Source organism: Micromonospora sp. WMMD964, from assembly GCF_029581455.1.
Classification (GTDB): domain Bacteria; phylum Actinomycetota; class Actinomycetes; order Mycobacteriales; family Micromonosporaceae; genus Micromonospora.
In genome coordinates this window covers 4,467,923-4,490,381 of record NZ_CP120860.1, presented here as the reverse complement: position 1 = coordinate 4,490,381, position 22,459 = coordinate 4,467,923, and the positions used below count along the sequence as shown (strand labels likewise).

Annotated in this window: 23 protein-coding genes; 14 read left to right on the top strand and 9 right to left on the bottom strand. The window is 72.9% G+C overall.

The features are described from left to right. Nucleotides 1-45: 45 nt before the first annotated feature. The 3 genes from O7616_RS20655 to hemC are packed head-to-tail and all read left to right on the top strand — an operon-like array spanning nt 46 to nt 2,730. Nucleotides 46-873, top strand: a complete 828-nt coding sequence (locus O7616_RS20655) for an alpha/beta hydrolase (protein ID WP_282303502.1) — start codon at nt 46-48, stop codon at nt 871-873. Further along, nucleotides 846-1,733, top strand: a complete 888-nt coding sequence (locus O7616_RS20650; protein WP_282303501.1) for an RNA polymerase subunit sigma-70 — start codon at nt 846-848, stop codon at nt 1,731-1,733. The genes O7616_RS20655 and O7616_RS20650 overlap by 28 nt, the downstream gene beginning before the upstream one ends. Nucleotides 1,734-1,788: 55 nt before the next feature. Continuing rightward, entirely contained in the window at nt 1,789-2,730 is a 942-nt protein-coding gene (gene hemC, locus O7616_RS20645) for a hydroxymethylbilane synthase (protein WP_282303500.1), read from the top strand. A gap of 61 nt (nt 2,731-2,791) precedes the next feature. Here hemC and rox read toward each other — a convergent pair whose 3' ends face one another. Both rox and O7616_RS20635 read right to left on the bottom strand, forming a co-directional pair. Beyond that, nucleotides 2,792-4,261: a rifampin monooxygenase gene (gene rox, locus O7616_RS20640; protein ID WP_282303499.1), complete on the bottom strand. Its 1,470-nt coding sequence runs from the start codon at nt 4,259-4,261 to the stop codon at nt 2,792-2,794. Nucleotides 4,262-4,733: 472 nt separating this feature from the next. After that, the gene (locus tag O7616_RS20635) at nt 4,734-5,513 is read right to left on the bottom strand and encodes an SDR family NAD(P)-dependent oxidoreductase (protein WP_282303498.1); all 780 of its coding nucleotides are present in this window, start codon (nt 5,511-5,513) and stop codon (nt 4,734-4,736) included. Between the two features lie 197 nt (nt 5,514-5,710). On the opposite strand from O7616_RS20635, the gene O7616_RS20630 reads away from it, so the two are divergent. Next, a complete protein-coding gene (locus O7616_RS20630; protein WP_282303497.1) occupies nt 5,711-6,550 on the top strand; it encodes a helix-turn-helix transcriptional regulator in 840 nt (279 codons plus the stop codon). Between the two features lie 77 nt (nt 6,551-6,627). Further along, nucleotides 6,628-7,602, top strand: a complete 975-nt coding sequence (gene pip, locus O7616_RS20625; protein ID WP_282303496.1) for a prolyl aminopeptidase — start codon at nt 6,628-6,630, stop codon at nt 7,600-7,602. A gap of 83 nt (nt 7,603-7,685) precedes the next feature. On the opposite strand, the gene O7616_RS20620 is transcribed toward pip, so the two are convergent. After that, nucleotides 7,686-9,635, bottom strand: coding sequence for a prolyl oligopeptidase family serine peptidase (locus O7616_RS20620; RefSeq protein WP_282303495.1), 1,950 nt, complete (start codon nt 9,633-9,635; stop codon nt 7,686-7,688). 109 nt (nt 9,636-9,744) lie between these two features. Here O7616_RS20620 and O7616_RS20615 point away from each other — a divergent pair, with 109 nt between their 5' ends. From O7616_RS20615 to O7616_RS20605, 3 genes are read left to right on the top strand one after another with little or no spacing between them, the layout of a single operon-like run. Then, on the top strand, nt 9,745-10,329 hold the full coding sequence (locus tag O7616_RS20615; protein WP_282303493.1) for an RNA polymerase sigma factor: 585 nt from the start codon (nt 9,745-9,747) through the stop codon (nt 10,327-10,329). Then, nucleotides 10,326-11,258, top strand: a complete 933-nt coding sequence (locus tag O7616_RS20610) for a CU044_5270 family protein (protein ID WP_282303492.1) — start codon at nt 10,326-10,328, stop codon at nt 11,256-11,258. The genes O7616_RS20615 and O7616_RS20610 overlap by 4 nt, the downstream gene beginning before the upstream one ends. Nucleotides 11,259-11,312: 54 nt before the next feature. Then, nucleotides 11,313-11,819, top strand: coding sequence for a hypothetical protein (locus O7616_RS20605; RefSeq protein WP_282303491.1), 507 nt, complete (start codon nt 11,313-11,315; stop codon nt 11,817-11,819). A 22-nt stretch (nt 11,820-11,841) separates the two neighbouring features. Here O7616_RS20605 and O7616_RS20600 read toward each other — a convergent pair whose 3' ends face one another. After that, complete coding sequence (locus tag O7616_RS20600) at nt 11,842-12,780, bottom strand: DMT family transporter (RefSeq protein ID WP_282303490.1); 939 nt, start codon at nt 12,778-12,780, stop codon at nt 11,842-11,844. Between the two features lie 72 nt (nt 12,781-12,852). On the opposite strand from O7616_RS20600, the gene O7616_RS20595 reads away from it, so the two are divergent. Together O7616_RS20595 and O7616_RS20590 are read left to right on the top strand one after the other, a co-directional pair. Further along, complete coding sequence (locus tag O7616_RS20595; RefSeq protein WP_282303489.1) at nt 12,853-13,770, top strand: LysR family transcriptional regulator; 918 nt, start codon at nt 12,853-12,855, stop codon at nt 13,768-13,770. Nucleotides 13,771-13,900: 130 nt separating this feature from the next. Continuing rightward, the gene (locus tag O7616_RS20590; RefSeq protein ID WP_282303488.1) at nt 13,901-14,476 is read left to right on the top strand and encodes a maleylpyruvate isomerase N-terminal domain-containing protein; all 576 of its coding nucleotides are present in this window, start codon (nt 13,901-13,903) and stop codon (nt 14,474-14,476) included. Nucleotides 14,477-14,492: 16 nt separating this feature from the next. Here the strand turns inward: O7616_RS20590 and O7616_RS20585 are convergent, their stop codons facing one another. Together O7616_RS20585 and O7616_RS20580 are read right to left on the bottom strand one after the other, a co-directional pair. Beyond that, complete coding sequence (locus O7616_RS20585) at nt 14,493-15,050, bottom strand: GNAT family N-acetyltransferase (protein WP_282303487.1); 558 nt, start codon at nt 15,048-15,050, stop codon at nt 14,493-14,495. A 31-nt stretch (nt 15,051-15,081) separates the two neighbouring features. Beyond that, the gene (locus tag O7616_RS20580; protein ID WP_282303485.1) at nt 15,082-15,570 is read right to left on the bottom strand and encodes a DUF1992 domain-containing protein; all 489 of its coding nucleotides are present in this window, start codon (nt 15,568-15,570) and stop codon (nt 15,082-15,084) included. Between the two features lie 198 nt (nt 15,571-15,768). On the opposite strand from O7616_RS20580, the gene O7616_RS20575 reads away from it, so the two are divergent. After that, nucleotides 15,769-16,419 carry a LysE family translocator gene (locus tag O7616_RS20575; protein ID WP_282259541.1) on the top strand — a complete coding sequence of 217 codons (651 nt, stop codon included), beginning with the start codon at nt 15,769-15,771 and terminating at the stop codon, nt 16,417-16,419. Between the two features lie 8 nt (nt 16,420-16,427). Here the strand turns inward: O7616_RS20575 and O7616_RS20570 are convergent, their stop codons facing one another. Genes O7616_RS20570 through O7616_RS20560 form a run of 3 tightly spaced genes read right to left on the bottom strand, consistent with a single transcriptional unit; the run spans nt 16,428 to nt 19,269 of the window. Further along, the gene (locus tag O7616_RS20570) at nt 16,428-17,252 is read right to left on the bottom strand and encodes an SDR family NAD(P)-dependent oxidoreductase (protein WP_282303484.1); all 825 of its coding nucleotides are present in this window, start codon (nt 17,250-17,252) and stop codon (nt 16,428-16,430) included. Beyond that, complete coding sequence (locus O7616_RS20565) at nt 17,249-18,565, bottom strand: NAD(P)-binding domain-containing protein (protein ID WP_282303483.1); 1,317 nt, start codon at nt 18,563-18,565, stop codon at nt 17,249-17,251. Before O7616_RS20565 ends, O7616_RS20570 begins: the two co-directional genes overlap by 4 nt. 56 nt (nt 18,566-18,621) lie before the next feature. Beyond that, on the bottom strand, nt 18,622-19,269 hold the full coding sequence (locus O7616_RS20560; protein ID WP_282303482.1) for a TetR/AcrR family transcriptional regulator: 648 nt from the start codon (nt 19,267-19,269) through the stop codon (nt 18,622-18,624). A 57-nt stretch (nt 19,270-19,326) separates the two neighbouring features. Between O7616_RS20560 and O7616_RS20555 the strand changes: the two genes are divergently transcribed. From O7616_RS20555 to O7616_RS20545, 3 genes are all read left to right on the top strand, one after another. Next, nucleotides 19,327-20,676, top strand: coding sequence for an MFS transporter (locus O7616_RS20555; protein ID WP_282303481.1), 1,350 nt, complete (start codon nt 19,327-19,329; stop codon nt 20,674-20,676). A gap of 26 nt (nt 20,677-20,702) precedes the next feature. Continuing rightward, nucleotides 20,703-21,848, top strand: a complete 1,146-nt coding sequence (locus O7616_RS20550; RefSeq protein WP_282303480.1) for a hypothetical protein — start codon at nt 20,703-20,705, stop codon at nt 21,846-21,848. Nucleotides 21,849-22,076: 228 nt separating this feature from the next. After that, nucleotides 22,077-22,418, top strand: a complete 342-nt coding sequence (locus O7616_RS20545) for an RNA polymerase-binding protein RbpA (RefSeq protein ID WP_030327608.1) — start codon at nt 22,077-22,079, stop codon at nt 22,416-22,418. Nucleotides 22,419-22,459: the final 41 nt, after the last annotated feature.

Here is a 22,459-nt window from a genome sequence, read left to right as displayed (position 1 = left end):
AGGGTCGACCGATTCCTTTCGACCACGCTCGCGGTCGGTACCGGCATGGACGCGATACGGAAGATGTACGCCCGCTGGGCAGCCGGAGACATGGGCGAGGACGACCAGTGGGGTGACGTGACGGCCGAGCCACGCGGCCTGGACTACCTGGAGGTGTCAGCGGACGGGGTGCCGGCGATGTGGCTCGTCCCGCACGGCGTCGGCCCGGACCGGGTGATCGTCGCGCTGCACGGCGGCGGCTTCGTCAGCGGTTCCCTCTACACCCATCGCAAGATGTACGGGCACCTCGCGAAGGCGGCCGGCGTACGGGTGCTGCTCGCCACCTACCGGCAGGCGCCGCAGTTCCGGCATCCGGCACAGACCGAGGACGCCGTCACCGCGTATCGGTGGGCGATGACGGGCGGCCGGACGGTCGCGCTGGCCGGTGACTCCTGCGGCGGCGGTCTCGCCGTACAGGTCGCGCTTCGGGTGCCCGGCGCGGCCGCGCTGCTGTTGCTGTCTCCGTGGATCGACATGGACCCGGCGCAGACCGCGACCTCCTACGAGGAGAATGCGGCCACCGATGTGTTCTTCACCCGACCGATGGTGCAGGGTCTCATCCGGCAGTACCTGCCCGAGGGCGCGGACGGCCTGGCCCCCGACGTCAACGCGTTCCACGCCGACCTGTCCACGCTGCCCGACATCTACGTGCAGTGTGGTGGCGACGAGAGTGGTCGGGGTGACAGTGAGCGACTCGCGAAGCTCACCGGCGCCCGGCTGGACGTCTTCGATGGGCAGCCGCACACGTTCCAGATGGCCGCCGGGCGCGCACCGGTCGCCGACGAGGCGATCAGGAGGTTGGCCGCGTGGGTACGCCCGAAGCTGGGGTTCTGACCGAGACGTTCGAGGCGGAGCGCCGGGGCTTGTTCGCCCACGCGTACCGGATGCTGGGCGGCTATCACGAGGCCGAGGACGTCGTGCAGGACACCTACGTGCGGGCGCTGCGCGGCTGGGAGACGTTCGAGCGGCGTTCGTCGGTGCGCACCTGGCTCTACCGGATCGCGACGAACGTCTGCCTGACCGCGATCGAAGGCCGCGGGCGGCGCGCCCTCACCTCCGACGTCAGCCCCGACGACCTCGGGCATCCGTGGGTGGAGCCGTTCCCGACGGATCCGCTGGACCTGGTCACCGCGCGCGAGGGTGTACGGCTCGCGTTCGTGGCCGGGTTGCAGCACCTCGCGCCCCGGCAACGCGCGGTCCTGCTGCTGCGGGAGGTGCTGGCCTTCTCCGCCGCCGAAACCGGTGCGGCACTCGACATGTCGGTCCCGGCGGTGAAGAGCGCACTGCAGCGGGCACGGACACGCCTCGCCGAGGCCGCGCCCACCCGCGACGACGTGCTGGACGCGACCTCTCCCCGGGCCCGGGACCTGCTCGCCCGGTACATGGCTGCCTGGGAGGCATCCGACGCCGCCGCCTTCCGCGAGGTGTTGCGCGCCGACGCGGCCATCGAACCGGTCGGCTCGCCGACCTCCTACGTCGGCCGCGAGGCGTGCCTGGCCTTCGCGACGCCGGCGATGGGAGCCGCAGGAGACTGGAGAATGGTGGCGACCGAGGCGAACGCCCAACCCGCGGTGGTGGCATGGTTCCGAGGTGACCTCTTCGGCGTGGCGGTGCTGACGGTCACCGAGGGAGGGATCGCGGCGATCACCCTCTTCGGAGACCCGCAGGCGGCGGAAGGGTTCACGGCCGCCTGAGTCCGACGTGGGGCTCGGCGTCGACCCATGTGTGCAACGGTCTACTCTCGCCGGTATGTCCGACTCCCGCCTGCTGCGCATCGGCACCCGCAACTCCCCGATGGCGCTGGCCCAGGCCGAACGGGTCCGCGCGATGCTCGCCGACCGGCATCCCGACGTCACCGGGGAGGTGCGGTCGATGTCGACCAGCGGGGACCGGTGGCTCGGCGACCTGGCCGCGCTGGGCGGCAAGGGGGCGTTCACCAAGGAGGTGGACGCCGCCCTGCTCAACGGGGACGTCGACCTGGCCGTGCACTGCGTCAAGGACGTACCCGGGGACCGACCGGCACCGGCGGGCACTGTGCTGGCCGCCTACCTCGCCCGCGACGACGTCCGGGACTGCCTCGTCCACCCGGGCGGCCTGCGCATCGAGCAACTACCCGCCGGCACCCGGGTCGGCACCTCCGCCGTACGGCGGGTCGCGCAACTGGCCCTGCACTGGCCGGACCTGGTCCCGGTGGCCATCCGTGGCAACGCGAACAGCCGGCTGGCCAAACTCGACGCCGGTGAGGCGTACGACGCGCTCCTGCTCGCCGTCTCCGGTCTGCAACGGATCGGCCAGGCCGACCGGATCACCCACCCGATCGACGTCGACTCGATGATCCCGGCGGTCGGCTCCGGCACCCTGGTCCTGCAGTGCCGCGCCGACGACACCCGCACCCGCGACCTGGCCGATAGCCTCAACGACCCGCGTACCTGGCGGGAGACCATGGCCGAGCGGACCATGCTGCACATCCTGCAGGGCACCTGTCACTCGCCCATCGCCGCGCTCGCGCGCACCGAACCCGACGATCGTCTCGGCCTGCGCGCGAGGGTCATCAGTCTCGACGGCAAGACCGTGCTCGACGTACACGAGTGGGCAGCCGACCCGATCACCCTCGGGACGTCCGTCGCCGCGGCCCTGCTGCGCCAAGGAGCCCGTGACCTCCTCGACCTGCCCACCCACGGGTCGGCCTGACCCGAGCCGGACCCGTCCGCCGGCCCGAGCCGCAGGTGCCCGGGCCAGCGGACGCCGCCGATCAGCCGGTGGGGCCGCCGAACCAACGGGCGAGGTGTTCGTCCAGGTCCCGTTGCCCGTCGCCGATCCAGGCGATGTGACCGTCCGGACGCAGCAGGACACCCGGAGCGTCCACGGCGGCGCTGGGGTCGACGAGGTGATCGACCCGGTCCGACCAACCGCCGACGGTCAACCGTCCGGTGCGGTCCAGCAGCAGCCCACGGCCGCGGTGCGTCACCTCGTAGAGGGTTCCCGATGCCACGGCGATGTCGCGCAGGCGGCGACCGAGCAGATCCGGGCCCGGGCCGAAGTCGTACCGGATGTCGAGGCCGGTGATCTTCTCGATCAGGCGGCGGTTCACCACGTCGAGGTCCATCAGCTCGGTGAGCAGGCGGCGCACCGCCCGCGGGCCGGGTTCGGGCGACAGCAACTCCGTCTGGGCGCGGGTGTTGTCCAACACCTCCTCGGCGACCGGCCGACGTTCCTCCTGGTAGGTGTCGAGCAGGGTCTCCGGCGCCCAGCCCCGGACCTGCGCGGCCACCTTCCAGCCGAGGTTGAACGCGTCCTGAACGCCCAGGTTGAGGCCCTGCCCACCGATGGGTGGATGGATGTGCGCCGCATCCCCGGCCAGCAGCACCCGCCCCACCCGGTACCGCTCGGCCAGGCGGGTGGCATCGCCGAACCGCGACAACCAGCGCGGGGAGTGCACGCCGAAGTCCGTCCCGGCGACGGCCCGCAACCGGGTGCGGAAATCCTCCAGGGTGGGCGGCTGCGCACGATCGCTGACATCTCCGGCGGGGACCACGACGCTGTACACCTGCCCGCCGAAGGGCCGCAGCCAGAACGGGCGGTGGGTGTCGCCGACCTGGGCCACCCGCGCCGCGACCTCCTCTGGGGACGCGGTCAGCATGATCTCGCCCATCAGCGTCTCGTGCCGCGAGGGCTCGCCCGGGAAGCCGACGCCGAGCAGCTTGCGCACCGTGCTGCGCCCACCGTCGCAGCCGACGAGGTACCGCGTTCTCAGCTGCTCCCCGTCGGCCAGCTCGACCGTCACGCCGTCCTCGTCCTGGGTAAGACCGGCCACCGCGGTACCGCGCCAGACCTGTGCCCCCAGGGCGATCGCGTGCTCTTCGAGCAGGTGGACGATGACCGGTTGCGGGATGCCCAGCAGGTAGGCGTGCGCGGTGTCCAGGTCCTCGGGCGCCGGTTTGTCGATGGCGGCGAAGAAGCCGCCGGCCGGGCGCTGCCGGCCCCGCGCGCGGACGCGCTCCAGGAGACCGCGCATCGCCATCACCTCAAGGGTGCGTACGTGCAGTCCGACGATGCGGGCGAACGACGTGGGCTCGGTGTCCTTCTCCAGGACGAGAACCCGGACATCGTGCAGGCGTAGCTCGGCGGCCAGCATCGCGCCGGTCGGTCCGCAGCCGGCGATGATCACGTCGAAGAGGGGCTGGTGCGGCGACGCCGCAGTGGTGTGGTGTCGAGAGTGCATGGGTGTTGCCTTTCGGGAGTGGCGAGGCGCTCCCGGCGACACCTACGTCAATCGCCCGACCGTGACGGAAAGGGGGAGCACCCACATCGCTGCAACGTTCATGGGTCTCACCTCCTCGGGCGGGGTCACGTTCCGCAGCAGGCTACAAGCGTCGGCGTCGCTGCGTCCACCGCATTTCCGGGCTCCTGCCGCCGTCCCGGACCGCGCCGGCTGCGCAAGATCCGGGCAGTTTCGGGGATGTTGCCGCCTCCGACGCTCTGGAGGCAGCAACATCCCCGACGTTGTGTGGATCTTGAGTGTGCGTCACGTCGCGCGGCGCGTTACACAATAACTGTCATTATGATGTACGTCCGATGCGCCCCTTTTGTAGTGGTGGATTATTGGATTGTTGTTACCGGTAAACCAGCAATGCTGGCGCGGCGACTCCCGGCGGTGTTTCGAAGGACGCCGCGCCGGCGATTGCGAGTGGCGGTCAGGCTGTCCGGTAGCGCGTGGCCAGCTCGGGGCTCTGCGCGGCGAACGCGGCGAGATCGGCTCGGAAGACCGCGTCAAGGAGACCGGCGTCCTCGACACCCGGGGCGCAGACGGTCTCCCCCAGTTCCAGGCCGCGCAGGCTGGCGGTGACGACGTCGTCGGCCGTCATGCGAGGCACCCTGCTCATGTCCAGCCCTTGACGCTCGTGGAACTCGGTGGCCACCACCCCCGGGCACACGACCTGCACGGTGACCCCGGTGCCCTCCAGCTCCGCGCTCAGGGTCTGCGAGATGGCGACGAGGTAGGCCAGGCTGCCGCCGTAGACGGCGCGGCGGGGCATCTGGGAGTGCGGGGCGGGGCCGCTGAAGGCGATCATGCCGGCCACGTTGACGATGGTGCCTTCACCCCGCTCCTGCATGCCCGCGACCACGGCGCGGGTGAGCATGGTGGGGGCGAGGACCTTGACGTTGACCAGCTCGGCGGCCTTCTCGGCGGGGAGGTCGGCGAGCGGCATGTAGTGGGCGACGCCCGCGTTGTTGACGAGCATGGTCAGCGGCTCGGTGGCGCAGACCTCGGCGACCGCCTCGATCCCCGCCGTGGTGGACAGGTCGACGGCGACCGTCGTGACCGTGACCTCGGGGTGGGCGGCGGCCAACTCCTCCAGGCGGTCCTTGCGTCGGCCCACGATCACCAGGTCATAGCCGTCGGCGGCCAGGCGTTCGGCGAAGGCCCTGCCGATCCCGGAGGTGGCGCCGGTGACGAGCGCGAGCTTGCTCACTGTTCTTCCTTCTTCCTGTGGTCGGCCGCCGCGGTCATCGCTCGGCGCCCGTGCGCTCGATGCGCCGGCACGAGGTGATTGTCGTGCTTTCTCATGCCCCAAGCCTGCGAAACGGCCGGGTGAGCAGCCAGACGTCTGGTCTTCCTGGGAACGCCGGTACCAGGCAGGCCGGAGTCGGGGCGGGCACACTGGCAGTCGTGGCAACGACGGAATTCGGGCAGGCGGTGCGCCGCTGGCGCGAGCGGGTCCCGCCGGAGAGCGCCGGACTTCCCGTCGGCGGTCAGCGGCGTACCCCCGGGCTTCGACGCGAGGAGCTGTCCCAGCTCGCCAGGATCTCCGTCGACTACCTCACCCGACTCGAACAGGGTCGCGCCACCAGCCCGTCGCCACAGGTCGTCGAAGCCCTCGCCAGAGCCCTACGGCTGGCCGCCCCCGAGCGCGTGCACCTCTACCAGCTGGGCGGGCTGCGACCGCCGGGACCGGACAGCGTGCCCGCCCACCTCACGCCCAGCGTGCAGCGCGTGCTGGATCGGCTGACCCACACGCCTGTCGCCGTCTTCGACGCCGCCTGGACGCTCCTGCTGGCCAACCCGCCCTACGCCGCCCTCATGGGTGACCCGTCCGGACGGCGCGGCCGCCAGCGCAACGCGGTGTGGCGCAACTTCCTCGACCCCAGCGACCGGGTACGGCACACCCCGCAGTCACGGCACGCCCTGCAGAGCGCCTTGATCGCCGACCTGCGCACCGCCACCGCCCGCTACCCGGCCGACCAGCGTCTCAACCGGCTGGTCGCCGAACTGCGCCTGCACAGTGACCTGTTCGCCGAGCTGTGGGACACCGGCATCGCCGGTCAGCACGAAGCCGCCCGCAAGACGATCGTCCATCCGCACGTCGGCGCTGTCACCCTCGACTGCGACATCCTGACCGTCGCCGGCAGCGACCTGCGCATCATGGTCTACACCGCCGAACCCGGCACCGAGGACGCCGAGCGTCTCGCGCTGATCACCACCCTCGGCATCCAGACACTCGTCGGATAGGGGTTCACCTGCGGCCGAGGATCGGCGCGATCGTCACCATACGATCGCTTCCCTTCTCATTATCGGAGGTCCGGGCCTTGACCGAGCTGTACCCGCCGATCGAGCCGTACGACACGGGCATGCTCGACGTCGGCGACGGCAACCGCGTCTACTGGGAGGTGTGCGGCAACCCGGCCGGCAAGCCGGCGCTGGTCGTCCACGGCGGTCCCGGTTCCGGATGTGGGGCCGGCTGGCGCCGGTACTTCGATCCAGACCGGTACCGGATCGTCCTGTTCGACCAGCGTGGTTGCGGCCGCAGCACACCGCACGCGAGCGACCCGGCGACCGACATGCGGCACAACACCACCTGGCATGTGATCGCCGACATGGAGCGGCTCCGCGAACGCCTCGACATCGACCGCTGGCTGCTGCACGGCGGTTCCTGGGGCTCCACGCTCATCCTTGCCTACGCGCAGCAACACCCCCGACGGGTGTCCGAGATCGTCATCTCCGCCGTCACCATGACCCGGCGCGCCGACATCGACTGGCTCTACCGGGGCGTCGGCCGGTTCTTCCCCGAACAGTGGGAACGGTTTCTCGACGGCGTCCCGGGCACCACCCGCGACGGGGATGTCGTCGCCGCCTACGCCCGCCTCATGGAACACCCTGACCTCGCCGTGCGGGAGCAGGCCACGATCGATTGGTGCGCCTGGGAAGACGCAGTCCTGTCCGGAGAGACCGGCGGCGTATCCAACCCGTACGGCGACCGCCCCTCCGCGGCACGGCTGGCCTTCGTACGAATCTGCGCGCACTACTTTTCCCACGGTGCGTGGCTGGAGGAAGGCGCACTACTGCGCGACGCCGACCAGTTGGCCGGCATTCCGGGCGCCCTCATCCATGGCCGACTCGACCTGGGTGGACCGCTGCAAACAGCGTGGGACCTGCACCGGGCCTGGCCCGACTCCACCCTGACCGTGATCGAGAGCGCAGGACACCTCGGCAGCACCGAGACGCGGGAGCACGTTCTGCATGCCCTCGACCGGTTCGCCGTCAACGACGCCCCTCGGGTCTAGAACACACGGTGCGCCTGCGGCGGTTGATGCCGTACTCCACCGCATGACACTGCTTAGGTAGCGGCCGTTCTGTAACGCGCGGGTCAGGGCCGGAGCCAGCGGTCGAACCAGGCCCGGGTCCGGCGCAGGACGTCGAGTTGGTGGTTGCGTTCCCGGATCGAGTGGCCCTCTCGCGGGTAGATCACGAACTCGTGTTCGACGTCGAAGTGGCGCAGCGCCCGGTGTAGGTACACGGCCTGCCCGAGGGGGACGTTGGTGTCCTCGGCGCCGTGCAGGATGAGCACCGGAGTGCGGATGTGGCTGGCGAAGGAGACCGGGCTGACCGCGTCGTGTCGGTGTGGGCCGACGCCGGACCAGCCGGTGCTTCCACCGAGCGCCGCTTCGAACTGGCCGTTCTCCCCGGTCGCGGCGAGCATGCCCCAGTCGACGACACCGGCGCCGACCAGCGCGGCGCGAAAACGGTCGGTCTGGCCGACGGCCCACGCGGACATGAAGCCGCCGTGGCTCCACCCGGCGATTCCCAACCGGAGGGGGTCGGCGATGCCCCGGGAGATGAGGAGGTCGATGCCGGTCTGGATGTCGGTCCACTCCTCCCGACCGACCCGGCCGGCGACGCTGGCGGCGAACCGGTGGCCGTGGCCCTGGCCGCCGCGCGGGTTGGGCAGGAACACCGCGTAGCCGGCGGCGGCCAACCATTGCGCGCTGGGGAACCAGAACAACTGGCAACGGTCGGCGTGGCGGTCGTAGGGGCCGCCGTGCACGATCGTGATCAGCGGGAACGGGCCTTCCGAGGCGGTTCGTCCGACCGGGAGTACGAGGAGGCCGTCGAGGGCGAGGCCGTCGGTGGCTTGGTAGGCCAGCGGTTCCTGCGTACCGAGAGTGAGCCCACTCAGCTCTGGGCGGCTGTCGGTGATCTTTCGTAGGGGCCCGGCCGGGGGCCCGACATGGACGTCGACGGGTCGATACCGCCCACTGGTCAACGCGGCGATCATCCCGCCGGTGCCGGTGGTGGTGAGGTCGCTCAGGCGTCCCGGATGCGTCGACAGGATCGTGAGGTCGGTGGGGCCGAGCCGGGCCACCGTCGTGTTCAGACCGTCGGCGAACACCACCAGTGCGGCGGCATCGGTCTGGCACAGCTCGGTGGGGCACATCGAGAGATCAGCGGTGCGGTTGCGCAGGACCCGGCTGCCCAGGGCGAGGTCGAACACGGCGGTACCGGCGTGCAGTGCCGGTGGAGTGAGGGCGAGGTAACCGAGGTGCCACCCGTCCTCAGCCGACCACCAGGCCAGCGAGCGCGCGTCGGCCGCGACCGGTCCAAGGTCCTCCACGGCGCCGCTGATGATGTCGAACAGGTGTAGCCGACCGCTGCGGGGGCCGTGGTCGTTGTCGGCGCTGGCCTGGGTCAGCACGGCGAGCGGGCCGCCGTCGGGCCGTTGTCGCAGTTCCACGACGTGTCGGTCGCCGAACACATCCGGTGTGGTGATGGTGCCCGTGTCGAGGTCGAGCAGCCGCAACCGGGCACGTGACTCCCGCTCGCCGGCGACGATGGCGTCGTCGCGGTCCCGGGCGCGGCGTTCGTCCTCCTCGGTGGGCTCGTCCTCGGCGAGCAGAGCGACGAGGCCGGAGGCGGCGAGGGGCAGGAGGCCGGAGGCGGCGAGGGGCAGATGGCCGGAGGCGGCGAGGGGCAGATGGTCGATGATGCCGGCACGCCAGGTGGTCAACGCGGTCACCGTGCCCTCGGCGACGGCGAACCTGTGCAGCTGAGGAGTGCCTCGGTCGGTGCGGTCGGACAGGAAGAACAACGCCCCCGAATCCGCCGACCAGCGTGGCCGAGACTCCGTCGCGGTGTCGGTGGTCACCCGGCGCGCCACGCCCACGTCGTCGACGTCGGCAAGCCAGACCTGGGTGTCGAGATTGTCACCGGCCCGGCTGACGGGAGCGAGGACGTAGCCGAGCAGACGCCCGTTCCGGGCGAGGACGGGGGCGCGCGGCTCTCGACCGTCGACCACCATGTCGGCGGTCAGACCTGTCATGCCGGTCAGTCTGCCAACATCAGCAGGGCGGGACGCGACCGGGCCGGAACACGTCGTCAGTCGGCTCACGAAAACGGGAACTCAGGGGCGGCTGCGGACAGGTACCGGTGTGACAGCTGAGATGCGGAGCCGAATCCGCGCGGGAGACACCGAGGCGTTCGGGGAACTCTTCGACGAGCACGCCGACGCGGTTCGTCGGCACGCGGTGTGGAGTGGGGGCGATCCGGCGCTCGCCGACGACGTGGTGTCGCTGACCTTCCTGGAGGCGTGGCGGATCCGTGAGTCGCTGCGCCCGGACGGTGGCGCTCTCCGGCCGTGGCTGCTCGGCATCGCCACCAACGTGCTGCGCAACCGGCGGCGGGCGGCGCGGCGGCACCGGGAGGCGCTGCGGCGGTTGCCGGCACGCGACACGGTCCCCGACTTCGCCGACGAGGTGGTCGGTCGGCTGCACGACGCCGACCAGGTGGCCGCCGCGTTGGCGGCGCTGCGGGCACTGCGCCGGGCGGACCGGGAGGTGTTCCTGCTGTGCGTGTGGTCGCAACTGGACTACGCGGCGGCCGCCGAGGCGCTGGGCGTACCCGTCGGGACGGTGCGGTCCCGGTTGTCCCGGGCCCGGACCCGGTTACGGGCGCTGGCCGAGCAGGAGATGGCACGTACCCGAAAGATCCCCGTCGAGCAGGGAGAGTACCGATGAGCGAGCCCACCGCCCCCCACGTGCCGACGCTCTCGGCGACGCGCCGGCAGGCGCTGCGACACCACCTGATGAGCGAGATCGGACGGCCGGTCCGGCGGCCGCGGCGGATGCTGGTGCTCGCGCCGGCGGCGGGCGTGCTGACCGCCGTGGTCGCGGCCGGCGTGGTCGCCCAGCCGTGGGCGTCGGACAGCGCGCCGGTGGTCGTGGCGGTCGCGCCGGGCGAACCCGGCGGCGCGACACTGCTGCTGAACCGGATGGCCGACGCCGCCGTCGACAAGCCGGGGCCGTCGTCCGGCGAGGGCGAGTACGTCTACATCCGCAGCCGGGGTGCCTTCGCTGAGTTCGGCGACGGTCCGGCCCGCCTGCAACCGGTACGCGAACGGGAGCTCTGGATCCCGCGGTACGAGCCGGGCGAGGGCCTGTTGCAGGAGCCGCGTTTCGACGTACCCCTCGCGGAGGTGATCCCCCGGCGGTCGCGACTCGACGACGTGACGCCGAACGCGGTGCTCGTCGATCTGCCCGCCGACCCGGACGCGTTGCTGGCGAAGCTCTACCGGGAGCGGGGGCAACGGGGTGGGGGTAACAGCCGCGACGGCGCGGCGTTCACCGCGATCGGTGACGTCCTGCGCGAGTCGCTGATGCCGCCTGCGACGAGCGCGGCGCTCTACCGGGCGGCGGCGAAGATCCCCGGGGTCGAGGTGGTCCGTGGGGTCACCGACGCGGATGGTCGGCGGGGCATCGCCGTCGGGCACACCGAACTCGACAGACGCGACGAGTGGATCTTCGACGAGCGGACGTACGAGTACCTCGGTGAGCGTAGCTATCTCGTGGCGGACACCCCCGACGGACCGGCCGGCACGGTGCTGGGAACGACGGCGGTGCTGCAACGGGCCGTCGTGTCCACCCTCGGGGAGCGCCCGCGGCGGTAGCCGGTGCACGCGTGACTTGACCCTCGACCGGGTCGAGGCCCGAGCATCGGCGGCATGGACGACCAGCCCACACCCGACCCGACCATGACGCGCATCATCGAGGCGGTGCAGCTCGGCCAGGCCGGTGACCCGACCCGAGCCCGGCACCGCCTCACCGCGTTGTGGGACGAGATCGGCGCCACCGGCGATGCCCTGCACCGCTGCACCCTGGCCCATCACCTCGCCGACCTGCAGGACACCCCCGAGAACGAGTTGGTGTGGGACGAACGCGCCCTCGCCGCCGTCTCCGACCTCACCGACGAACGCGCCCGACAGCACCACCACGCACTTCAGGTACGGAACTTCCTGCCGTCGCTGCACCTGAACCTCGCCGACGTGCACCGGCGACTGCGCGACACCGCCCGGGCCCGGGCACACCTGCACACCGCTCGTAGCCTCGCCGAGCACCTGCCGACCGACCAGTACGGCGACCTGGTCCGGGTCGGCGTCCAGCACGTCGAGCAGGCCCTCGCGGCGGGCTCCACCCGACGCCTCGACTCGCACCCGGCCGCCGCAGGCTGACGACGCCCGGCGGGCGCGGTGTCTACGGCGCTACCGTCGCTGGTTCAGCTGCCGGATCCCGTGGGGGGCGCTGTGCCCGGACCGACCGGCGCTGGAGCACGACGACGGCGGACAGCACCAGGGCGCCGCCGACGAGCTGCACCACTGTCAGGTTCTCGCCGAGGACCACCGTGGCGAGGACGGCGGTGACCACGGGTTCGACAGTGGACAGGATGGCGGCGGTCGACGGGCCGGTGCGCCGCAGCCCCGCGAAGAAGGTCAGCATCGCCGCGACTGTGGACACCACGGCGATGCAGACCACCCAGAACCAGCCTCGCCACCCGAAGTCCACGTGCACGCCGCCGGTGAGCAGGGCGCGGACGGCGAGGGTCCCGGCCGCGCCGGCCAACACCAGCGCGGACAGCACCACGGGTGCCATCCGGTGCACGACGGTGTCGGCGACCAGGATGTAGATCGTGTAGGTCATCGCGGCGCCGAAGGCCAGCAGCGCCCCGAGCGGATGAAAACCCACGCCACCGGCGCCGAGCAAAACCAGCAGCGTTCCGGCCGACGCCGCCACCAGCGCGGCGCCGCGCCTCGGGGAGAGCCGGTCGCGGCCGAGCAGCACCGCCCCCACTGTCACCAGGACCGGGTACGTGTAGAGGATCAGGGCCAGCAGCGAGGCGTCCATCAGTTGCAGGGCGGAGAAGAACAGACCCGCCTGGGCGGCGTAGCCGACGGCACCCAGCCCGACGGCGACGGCCAGCACCTGGCGACCCGTCATCGCCGGCCGCCCGGGAGTGGGCGAAGCGCGGCGGAGACCCGGCCGCACCAGCAGGGCGACCCCGAGCAGGACGGCGGCCAGGGTGAAGCGCACCAGCAGCAACTCCCCGGTTGGGACACCCGCGTCGTAGGCGAGCTTGCCGAAGATCGCCATGGCGCCGAAGCACGCCGCGGACAGGAGACACAGTGCTGCACCCATGCAGCCAGGATCGGAGACCCGACCCGTCAGGTCCAGCGATGATTCCCGCAGGTCAATCATTACGATTTCCGCATGATCGAGCTGGACCTGCGGCGGTTGCGCTTCCTGCGCGAGCTTGAGGAGCGCGGCACCCTGGCGGCGGTGGCGGCGGCTCTGGGTTACAGCCCGTCCACCGTCTCCCAGCAACTCGCCCGGCTGGAGAGGGAGGTCGGCGTCCGGCTGCTCGACAAGGCCGGGCGCGGCGTGCGGCTCACCGATGCCGGGCAGCTCCTCGCCCAGCACGCCCGGGTGCTGCTGTCCGCCGCCGAGGCGGCGCAGGCCGACCTCGCCGCCCTCGGCGGCGACGTCCGCGGCACGGTCCGTGCCGGGGGCCTGCAGTCGGCGGCTCGCCGCCTGCTCATCCCCGCCGTGGCGCGGCTGCGGACCGAACACCCGCAGGTCCGCGTGGAGATCTTCGAACTCGAACTCGAGCAGTCCCTGCCGGGTCTTCGCCTCGGCACCGTCGACCTGGTCATCGGCGACGAGTACGACAGCCATCCCCGCCCCCGACCGGCCGGTCTGCGGTTCACGCTCCTGCTCGAGGAGCCCCTGCGGATCGTGCTCCCCGCCGCGCATCCACTCGCCCGGTCCGGTGGGCCCGTCGCGGTGGCCGACCTGCGTGCCGACATCTGGGCCGCCTCGGCCGAAGGCACCGGCCACCACGCCATGGTGGTCGGCACCTGCCGTGCCCTCGGCGGGTACGAACCCGACCTGCGGCACCGCTCCAACGACGCCGACGTCCAACTCGAACTGGTCCGCGCCGCGACCGCCGTCGCGCTCATGCCGGCCCTGACCCTGCCCCGTGACGACCCGGCGCTCGCCATCCGGGACGTCGCCGAGGTCACCGTGGGCCGCCGGCTGGTCGCCGTCACCCGGGACACGCCTGCCGCCCCCGCGCTCATCGCCCTCCTCAGGGCGGTGACGGAGCAGGTGAGCCGACTCGGCGGGTAGCGGTCAGCGCAGCTCCGCCCGGATCACGGGCGGCACCGATAGCACCCCAGCGTCGGCAGTAGGTGTTTCCAGGGGCGGTCGGTGGGTGATCTCGATTGCCATCGCGGAGCGCACCTGCGAGGGTCGACGGATGTCACCGGTGACCGGCGCCGACCTGCTCCAGGCGGCCGACGAGATGACGCGTGTGCTGCACCCGCACCGCGAGCGCGACTGGTCGGTGCCCGCCGGCACGTTGACCTGGAGCTGCTGGACCACGGCGGCGCACGTGGCGCACGACCTGCTCGCGTACGCCGGCCAGGTCACCGGCCGCCCGGACGACGGCTACCTTCCGTACGACCTGCGGGTCTCCCCCGACGCCAGCCCCGCGCAGACCCTCACCGTGGTCACCGCCTGCGCCGGGTTGCTCGCCGCCGCCGTCGACGCTGCCCCGGCCGACGCGCGGGCCTGGCACTGGGGCCCGTGCGACCCGGCCGGCTTCGCGGCGATGGGGGTGGCCGAGACCCTGCTGCACACCCACGACATCACGGTCGGCCTGGGCGTGCCGTGGCAACTACCGCGGCGGCTGAGCACGCTGGTGCTGGGGCGACTCTTCCCGGACGCGCCGGACGGGCCCGTGCCGGACGTGCTGCTGTGGTTGACCGGCCGTGGTGAGCTGCCCGGCCGGGCCCGGCGCACCTCGTGGGTTTGGCGTGCCGCCGTGGACTGACGGGCCGGACCGCGCGCTACCGCATCCGCCCCGGATGGAGCTGACGGACGGGCACCGGCAACACGTGCCGGTGCCCGTCCAGCGGAAAGGTCGGCGGCCGGGCGGGCAGCGTCTCCTCGTAGGCGAAGCCGCACTTCTGTGCCACCCGGCAGGACGCGACGTTGTCCACCTGGTGCAGCAGGTCCAGATGCGTCAGCCCAGGAAACCTGTCGAACGCCCAGCCGCTGAGCGCGGTGACCGCGCGCGGGGCGACGCCGCGCCCGCGCGCCCACGACGCGGTCCAGTAGCCCACCTCGGGAGCCGGGCGCTGCGGCGTGACGCCCTTGAGCACCACGTTCGCCACCAGCCGTGGACCGTCCGCGTGGTCCTCCAGCACGGCGAAGCTGTACCGGCGACCGTCGGCCCAGTCCCGTCGCGTCCGCGAAAGCCACTGCCGCCCCTCGTCCGGGCTGGTCACCGGCAGCCGCGTCCACCGGCGTAGCACCGGGTCCCGGTACGCCGCCCGCAGCGCGTCCAGGTCGTCGTCCACCCAGGGCCGCAGCGCGAGCTCCGCCGCCCGCAACTCGATCACCATCCGCACAGTGTGCCGGAGGCCGACCAGGCGGTCAGCGGGACCGGCGCCGCCACGGCAGCCGCCACCAGGTACGGCGGGACCGGTGCGGCGGGGCGACGACGGCCCGCTCGGTCGGTGGCGTCGACACGCTCGGCGGGGTGTGTTCGGCGCGCCAGCGGCGGAGCACCTCGTCGACGTTCACCGGGCGCACCACCACCCGGGGGCCGTCGGGGTTGCGCAGCCACGCCACGATCTGCGCGTTCAACTGCCCGACGACGTCGCGGACGGACTGTTCGGTGGGCAGGTCGCGGACCTCGTCGGGGATCTGCTCGATGCGTCGGCGCAGGTGCAGCGGGGTGGGCAGGAGCAGGTCGCTGGGCAGCGCCTCGCGCTCCAGGAAGCTCTTGATCCACCAGGACTCGTCGTACGGCGTACCCCGGCCGGGGATCGGCTTGCCCATGCCGGGCAGGTCGTCGAACTCGCCGCGTTGCACGGCTCCCCGGATCTGCGCCTCCACGGCCGCTTCCCACGCTTCGGTCACCCTGCGGCACCTCCCCTGGTCACGGTAACGCGCCGCCCGAGGGCAACGACGAGCCTCCGCAGGAGGTCAGCGCACCCGGCCCGGTGACCATTCCCGCCGAGGGGCGCAACCGCAGGCCACCGGCCGCGAGGTGGCCCTCGGCCGGGATGTTCGTCCCGATTACGGTCGGTGTGGGGACTACCGGACGGGGGGACGTCGATGGTGGGTTCGGGTGCGCTGCTGGGTATCGCGCTGGTCGCGTTGGGGCTGGTGCTGACCCCCGGTCCGAACATGGTCTACCTGGTGTCCCGCTCGGTGGCGCAGGGCCGACGGGCGGGGCTGGTCTCGCTGCTCGGGGTGGCCGCCGGTTTCGGGGTCTACCTGGCCGCGGCGGTCGCCGGTCTGGCCGCCGTGTTCGTCCTGGTGCCGACGCTGTACGCGGTGGTGAAGCTGGCCGGTGCCGGCTACCTGCTCTGGTTGGCCTGGCGGACGCTGCGCCCCGGCGGGCACTCACCGTTCCGACCCGCGCCGCTGCCACCGGACCCGCCCCGGCGGCTGTTCACCATGGGCCTGGTCACCAACCTGCTGAACCCGAAGATCGCCATCCTCTACGTGTCGCTGCTGCCCCAGTTCGTCGACCCGGCGCGCGGGCACCTGGCCACGCAGAGCCTGCTGCTCGGTCTGACCCAGATCGCTGTCGCGTTGAGCGTGAACGCGTTGATCGTGCTCACCGCCGGTTCCCTCGCGGGATTCTTCGCCCGCCGACCGGTGTGGCTGCGGGTGCAGCGGTGGGTGACCGGGACGGCTCTGGCCGCGCTGGCCGTGCGGATCGCCACCGACCGGTCCCGCGCGGCGATCGCCACGCCCTGACCCGAGGGTCACCGCTCCCGGTGGCGACGGACCATCCCGGCGGCCAGCGGCGCGGAGTCCAGGTCACCGGCGGCGAGCCGGGCGGCGAGGGTACGGCGTACCAGCCGGTCGGCCAGCGCGGGCGCGTGCCGGCCGACGGCCATCTCCAGCCGCCCACGGGCGGTGGTGGCCACGTCCCGGGGTGCCCGACGGGCGGCGGCGGTACGCAGGATCGCCGCGACCACCCCCTGCACCGGCTCGGGGCGGGACACCCCCTGCAACGACAGCCCCGCCTCGGCGGTGCTGTCGTGGATGGGGGAGGCGACCATGCTCGGGTAGACGACGCTGACCCCGACGTGGCTGCCCACCTCGTGCCGCAGCGCGTCGGCGTACGCCACCAGGGCCCGCTTGCTGACCCCGTACGCGGCGGCCAGCGGCAGGGGCAGCACCGCCATCCGACTGGCCACGAAGATGACCCGTCCGTGGGCGGCGAGCAGCGGTGGCAGGGCGGCGGCGGTGGTCCGCCACGCGGCGAGCAGGTTGACCTCCAGTTGCCGGTGGACCACCTCGTCGGGTGGCAACTCGGCCGGGGCGGGGCCACCCACCCCGGCGTTGTTGATCAGCAGGTCGAGCCCGCCGAGCCGGTCGACGGCGGCCCGCACCGCCGGTGCCACGGCGTCCGGGTCGGTCAGGTCGCAGCCGAGCACCGGCATGTCGCCGTCCGCGCGGGCGTGCAGGTCGAGCCCCACCACGCGGGCGCCGGCGGCGGTCAGCGCCGTCCCGAGATGGCGACCGAAGGTGCCGCTCGCCCCGGTCACCAGCACCCGTCTGCCGACCAGGGACCGGCTCGTCACCGCCCCGCCCCAGCTCGGCGCGCGCCGGCCGCCGACTCCCGGGTCAACTCGGCCAGGTAGACGTCGAAGTCCACGCGCATCGCCGGGCGGCGTTGACCCCAGCGGGCGGTCGCGGCCCGCAGCTCGGCCCGGCAGGCGGCGCGCTGCCGATCCGGGTCGGGCAACGCGTACCGGCCGGCGAGGTTCGCGGCGACCAGTTTGGCCTGCGCCTCGACCAGGGGGAACGCGGACCCCGTGGACTGCACCAGCCCGACGAAGGTCAGGCCGGGGGCGTCGGGGTGGAACACGTGCCGGTACAGCGGCAGGCTGTCCGCGCCGTCGCCGAGCAGCGCCGGGTCGAGGAACGGGACGGCCACCCGGTAGCCGGTGCACCAGATGATCAGGTCGACGGTGTCGCTGCGGCCGTCGGTGAACTCGACCCGGTCACCGTCGATGGAGGCGACCCCGGGTCGGGCCTCGACGTCGCCGTGGGTCAGCCGGGACAGCAGCCCGTCGGAGAGGGTCGGGTGGTCCTGCAGGAAGCCGTGGCTCGGCGCGGGCAGCCCGTAGCGGGTGGGGTTGCCGACGGTGGTGCTCAGCATCGTCTGGCTGATGCGTTGCCGCAGCCGCCACGGCAGCCGGCGGGCCAGCGCACCGTTGAGGGTGTCCGAGGGGCGGCCCAGCAGGTACTTCGGCACCACCCAGACGCCCCGGCGCAGCGACAACAACGTGCGGGTGGCGGCGTACGAGGCGTCCACCGCGATGTCCATCGCGGAGTTGCCGCCCCCGACGACGAGGACCCGTCGGCCGGCCAACTGCTCCGGACCCCGGTAGTCGTGGCTGTGCATCTGTTCGGCGGTGCAGGTGCCCGGGTACGGCGGGTCGGGCAGCTTGGGCACCCGGTTGTGTCCGTTGGCGACGACCACCGCGTCGACGCCGACCTCCACCGGCCCGTCCGGCCCGCTCGCGGCCACCGTCCAGGTGCCGTCCGGATCGCGGGTGACCCGCTCGACGGTGTGGCGCAGCCGGATGTGCTCGCCCAACCCGAAACGGTCGGCGTAGTCGGCCAGGTAGCCGGCGACCCGGGTGTGGTCGGGGTAGTCGGGCCAGTCGGTGGGCATCGGATGGTCGGCGAACTGGGTGCGGCCCCGGCTGGTGTTCAGGTGCAACGTCCGGTACGCCGGTGAGTCCGGTGCCCCGTACACCCAGAGGCCGCCGACCTGGTCGGCGGCCTCGAAGCAGACCACCGACGCGTCGACGTCGCGCAACGCCTTCACCGCGGCGAGCCCGGCCGCGCCGGCGCCGATCACCGCCACCTGAGGTGGTACGCCCATCGCCGCCCCCATCTAATCCAACGTCCGATGGATAATCGTCGCCGGGCGGCGACCCGTCAAGGGGTGGGCGACCCGTACAGCCCGTCGAGCAGCCGATGCACGAACGCCCGGAACTCGCGCCGTTCCCGGGCGCCCGGCGCGCCCGCGGCCAACGCCACCACGTGACCGTGGGTGGCCCACACCAGGCTGCGTACGGTGATATGCGGGGTCGGCTCCACCAGCGCGCCGGCCGCCGCCGCGGCGCTGAGCAACTCGGCCACCAACCGGTACAACGGGTCGGCGTAGCGCTGGTCCAACTCGGCGTGCCGCTGTGGCTCCAACCAGCGACGCAGCCACAGCGCGGTGGTCTCCGGGCGGTCCTCCAGGAAGTCCACGAAGACGTCGACCAACCCGTGCAGGGCCCGCCGCGCCGCGTCCGGCCCGCCGTCGATGGCGGCGCGGGCCTGCTCGGCGGCGTCGGTCAGGACCTCCCGCTCGGCGGCGAAGACCCGGGCGAAGCAGGCGTCGTAGAGCGCTGCCTTCGTACCCGTGTGGTGCGCGACGGTGGCGACGTCGACCCCGGCGGCGGCGGCGACCTCCCGCAGCCCGACGGCGTCGAAACCACGCTCGGCGAACAGCGCGGTCGCGGCGGTGAGCACCACCTCGCGGGTCGGTCGGGTCTCGTCGCGTCGCGGGCGACCCGGACGACGTCGGGGCATGGTCATGGCCGCCATTCTGCCCCTAGAATCCAGCAACCGTTGGATTGCGGAGAGGATGCGGCGATGACCGGGCTCGACCGGCGGTCCACGGCCGCCACCGACGCGACGCTTCCCCGTGGCCCCCTGGCGGGCTTCGCGACCGGCTCACTCGGCATGGGTGTCTGGGTGACGGTGCCCGGCCTGCTGCTGCTCTACTTCCTCACCGACGTGCTGGCCGTCGACCCGTGGCTGGCCGGCATCGCGCTGCTGCTGCCGAAGGTCGCCGACGTGCTGCTGCACCCCTGGGTGGGCCACCGCGCCGACGTCGAGCAGACCCGACGCGGCGACCGGCGTCGCCTGCTGCTGCTCGGCTGCGCCCTGCCGCTGGCGTTCGCCGCGCTGTTCGCGGTGCCCGGTGGCTTGACCGGCGCGTCGGCCGCCGTGTGGGTGGCGGTGTTCTTCGTCGTCGGCAACCTGCTCTTCGCCGCCTACCAGGTCCCCTACCTGGCCACCCCGGCCGACCTGCGCATCGGCTACGACGAACGCACCCGGCTGATGGCGTTCCGGATGGTCGTGCTGACCCTGGGCATCCTGGTGTCCGGCCTGCTCGCCCCGCTGCTCACCGGCGGCGACGCGGCGACCCGCGCCGGGTACCAGCGGATGGGCGTGTTCCTCGCCGTCGGGATGCTGCTGGCCATGCTGGTCGGCGTCGCCGGGATCACCCGGCTACGCGGATCGGCGGCGGACCACACCCCGGCGGGGCATGGCGGATGGCGGGCACTGCGCACCGCGCTGCGCGACCGGCAGTTCCGCTGGCTCGTCGCCGCCTACCTGGCCATGTCCACCACCACCCACCTGGTGCTCGCCGGGGTGCCCTACTACGCCGAGTACGAACTGCGGGCAACCGGCCTGACCACGGTGCTGGTGGCCGCGTTCGTCGCACCCGCGCTGCTGGTCACCCCGGCCTGGCTGGTGGTGGCCCGCCGCGTCGGCAAGCAACGGGCGCTGCTCGGCGCGCAGGGCGCGTTCGCCCTCGGGTCGATGGTGCTGGCGGTGGGTCGACCGGCCGGCCTGCCGGTGCTGATCGGCGCGGTGGCGGTGCTCGGGGTGGCGTTCGCCGGCATGCAACTGCTGCCGTTCTCGATGCTGCCCGACGTGATCCGCGCGGCCCCCGGCTCCGGCGCCGGCACGTACACCGGGGTGTGGACGGCCACCGAGGCCACCGGCGCGGCCCTGGGCCCGTACGCCTACGCCCTGTGCCTGGCCGCCGGTGGCTTCGTGGCCTCGACGGCCGGTGAGTCGCCGGTCCAGCCGGACGCGGCGCTCGCCGCGGTCCGCTACGGGTTCGGGTTGCTGCCGGCGGTGGCGATGCTGGCGGCCCTGCTGCTGCAACGCCGCTACACCCTGGACGGCACCGCCCGCACGACGAGCTGAACGGCCGGCACTAGACTTCGCCCTCGATGGACGCCCAGCCCAGCACCACCGAAACCCGCCCGTGCGCCCACTGTGGAGCGCCGGTGCCGCAGCGAGTCGGCGCGGGCCGACCGTTTCGCTACTGCCGGGACAACGACGGCGCCTGCCAGCGCGCGTCACGCAACAGTCGGATGCGCCACCGCAACGCCCCCGGCCTGCCCGGCCAGGTGGCCCGCACCTGGGAGGCCGTGGACCGCCTCGACCAGATCGTCGAGACGTTGACCGAGTCGCTGCACGCCGAGTTGTCCCCGGTGGGCGTACAGCGGCAACTCGCGCAGGCCGCCGCCGAGGTCGCGGCGGCGCAGACCGAACGCGACGAGGCCCGCGACGACGCCGAAGCCGCGGCGGCCGACGCGGCGCGCGCCCGCGAGCAGGCCCGTGCGGCCCGCGCCGACACCGACGACGCCCGGCAGCGCGCCGAGCAGGCGACGCGGCGGGCCACCGCGGCCGACGAACGGGCCCAGCACGCCGAGGCGGCCCGCGACCAGGCACGCCACGACGTCAGCGCCGCCGAGGCGTTGCGCGCCCAGGCGGAACGCGACCGGGACCAGGCCCGCGCCGAGGTGCGCGACCTGCGGGCCGAGCGGGACACCGAGCGGCAACGGGTGACCGACCTGACCGCGCAACGCGACGCGGCGCGCGCCGACGCCGAACGGGCCACCCGGGCCGCCGCCGAGGCGACCGACCGGGCCGGGCGGTGGCAGGCCGAGGTGCAGGACGTGCGGCGTCAGATCGAGCAGGCCCGCGCCGACGCCGCGCGGACCCGCGCCGAGGCGGCCGACACCGCCCGCGCGCGGGAGCAGGCCGAACGGGCCCGCGACCGCGCGGTGGTCGCCGCCCAGCAGGCCGACGACGCCCGGCAGGAGGCCGCCGAACTCGCGGCTCGGCTGCGCGCCGAGCTGGCCGCGACCGTCGCGCACCGGGACACGCTCACCGCCGACCTGGCCGCGGCCCGGCAGGCCACGGCCACCGCCGAGGGCCAGGCCACCGCCCTGACGGTACGACTCGACGCCGCCGAAACCGATCGGGACCTGGCCCAGCGGCGGGTGGCGCAGCTCGGTGACCAGGTCAGTGATCTGGCGTTGGCGTTGGCCCGGCTGGGCCCGACGTCGACGGGCGAGCCGAGTGCCTGAGCGGGCCGGCGCAACCTTCGCGGGGTCCGGGCGGTTAACATCCCCGGTGGCGGCGGACACGCCGCAGTCGCGACCTGCCCGGGATCACCTGGCCGGCTGACCGCCCGGGCCGGTTACCCTTGGTCCCGGTCCGCCCGTGGACGCCTCACGCCCTCGGGCGGGAATGGCTCGACGGGAACACACCGTTACACCCAGAAGACCAGCACCACGAACGAGGGGAAGTCGATCATGGGCGAGCGTATGCTGCGCGGAAGCCGCCTTGGCGCGGTGAGCTACGAATCCGACCGCAACACGGAGCTCGCGCCGCGTCAGACCCGCGAGTACCTCTGCGCCAAGGGCCACCAGTTCGAGGTGCCGTTCGCCGTCGACGCCGAGGTCCCGACGACCTGGGAGTGCAAGTTCGACGGCAGCGTCGCCCGACTCGTCGACGGCAGCGAGCCGGAGCAGAAGAAGGCCAAGCCGCCGCGTACCCACTGGGACATGCTGCTGGAGCGGCGTTCGATCGCCGAACTGGAGGACATCCTCGAGGAGCGCCTGCAGGAGGTCCGGACCCGTCGCGGCCGCGCCTGAGCCGCACGACGTACGACGACGACGCCCCCGGGGTTACCCCG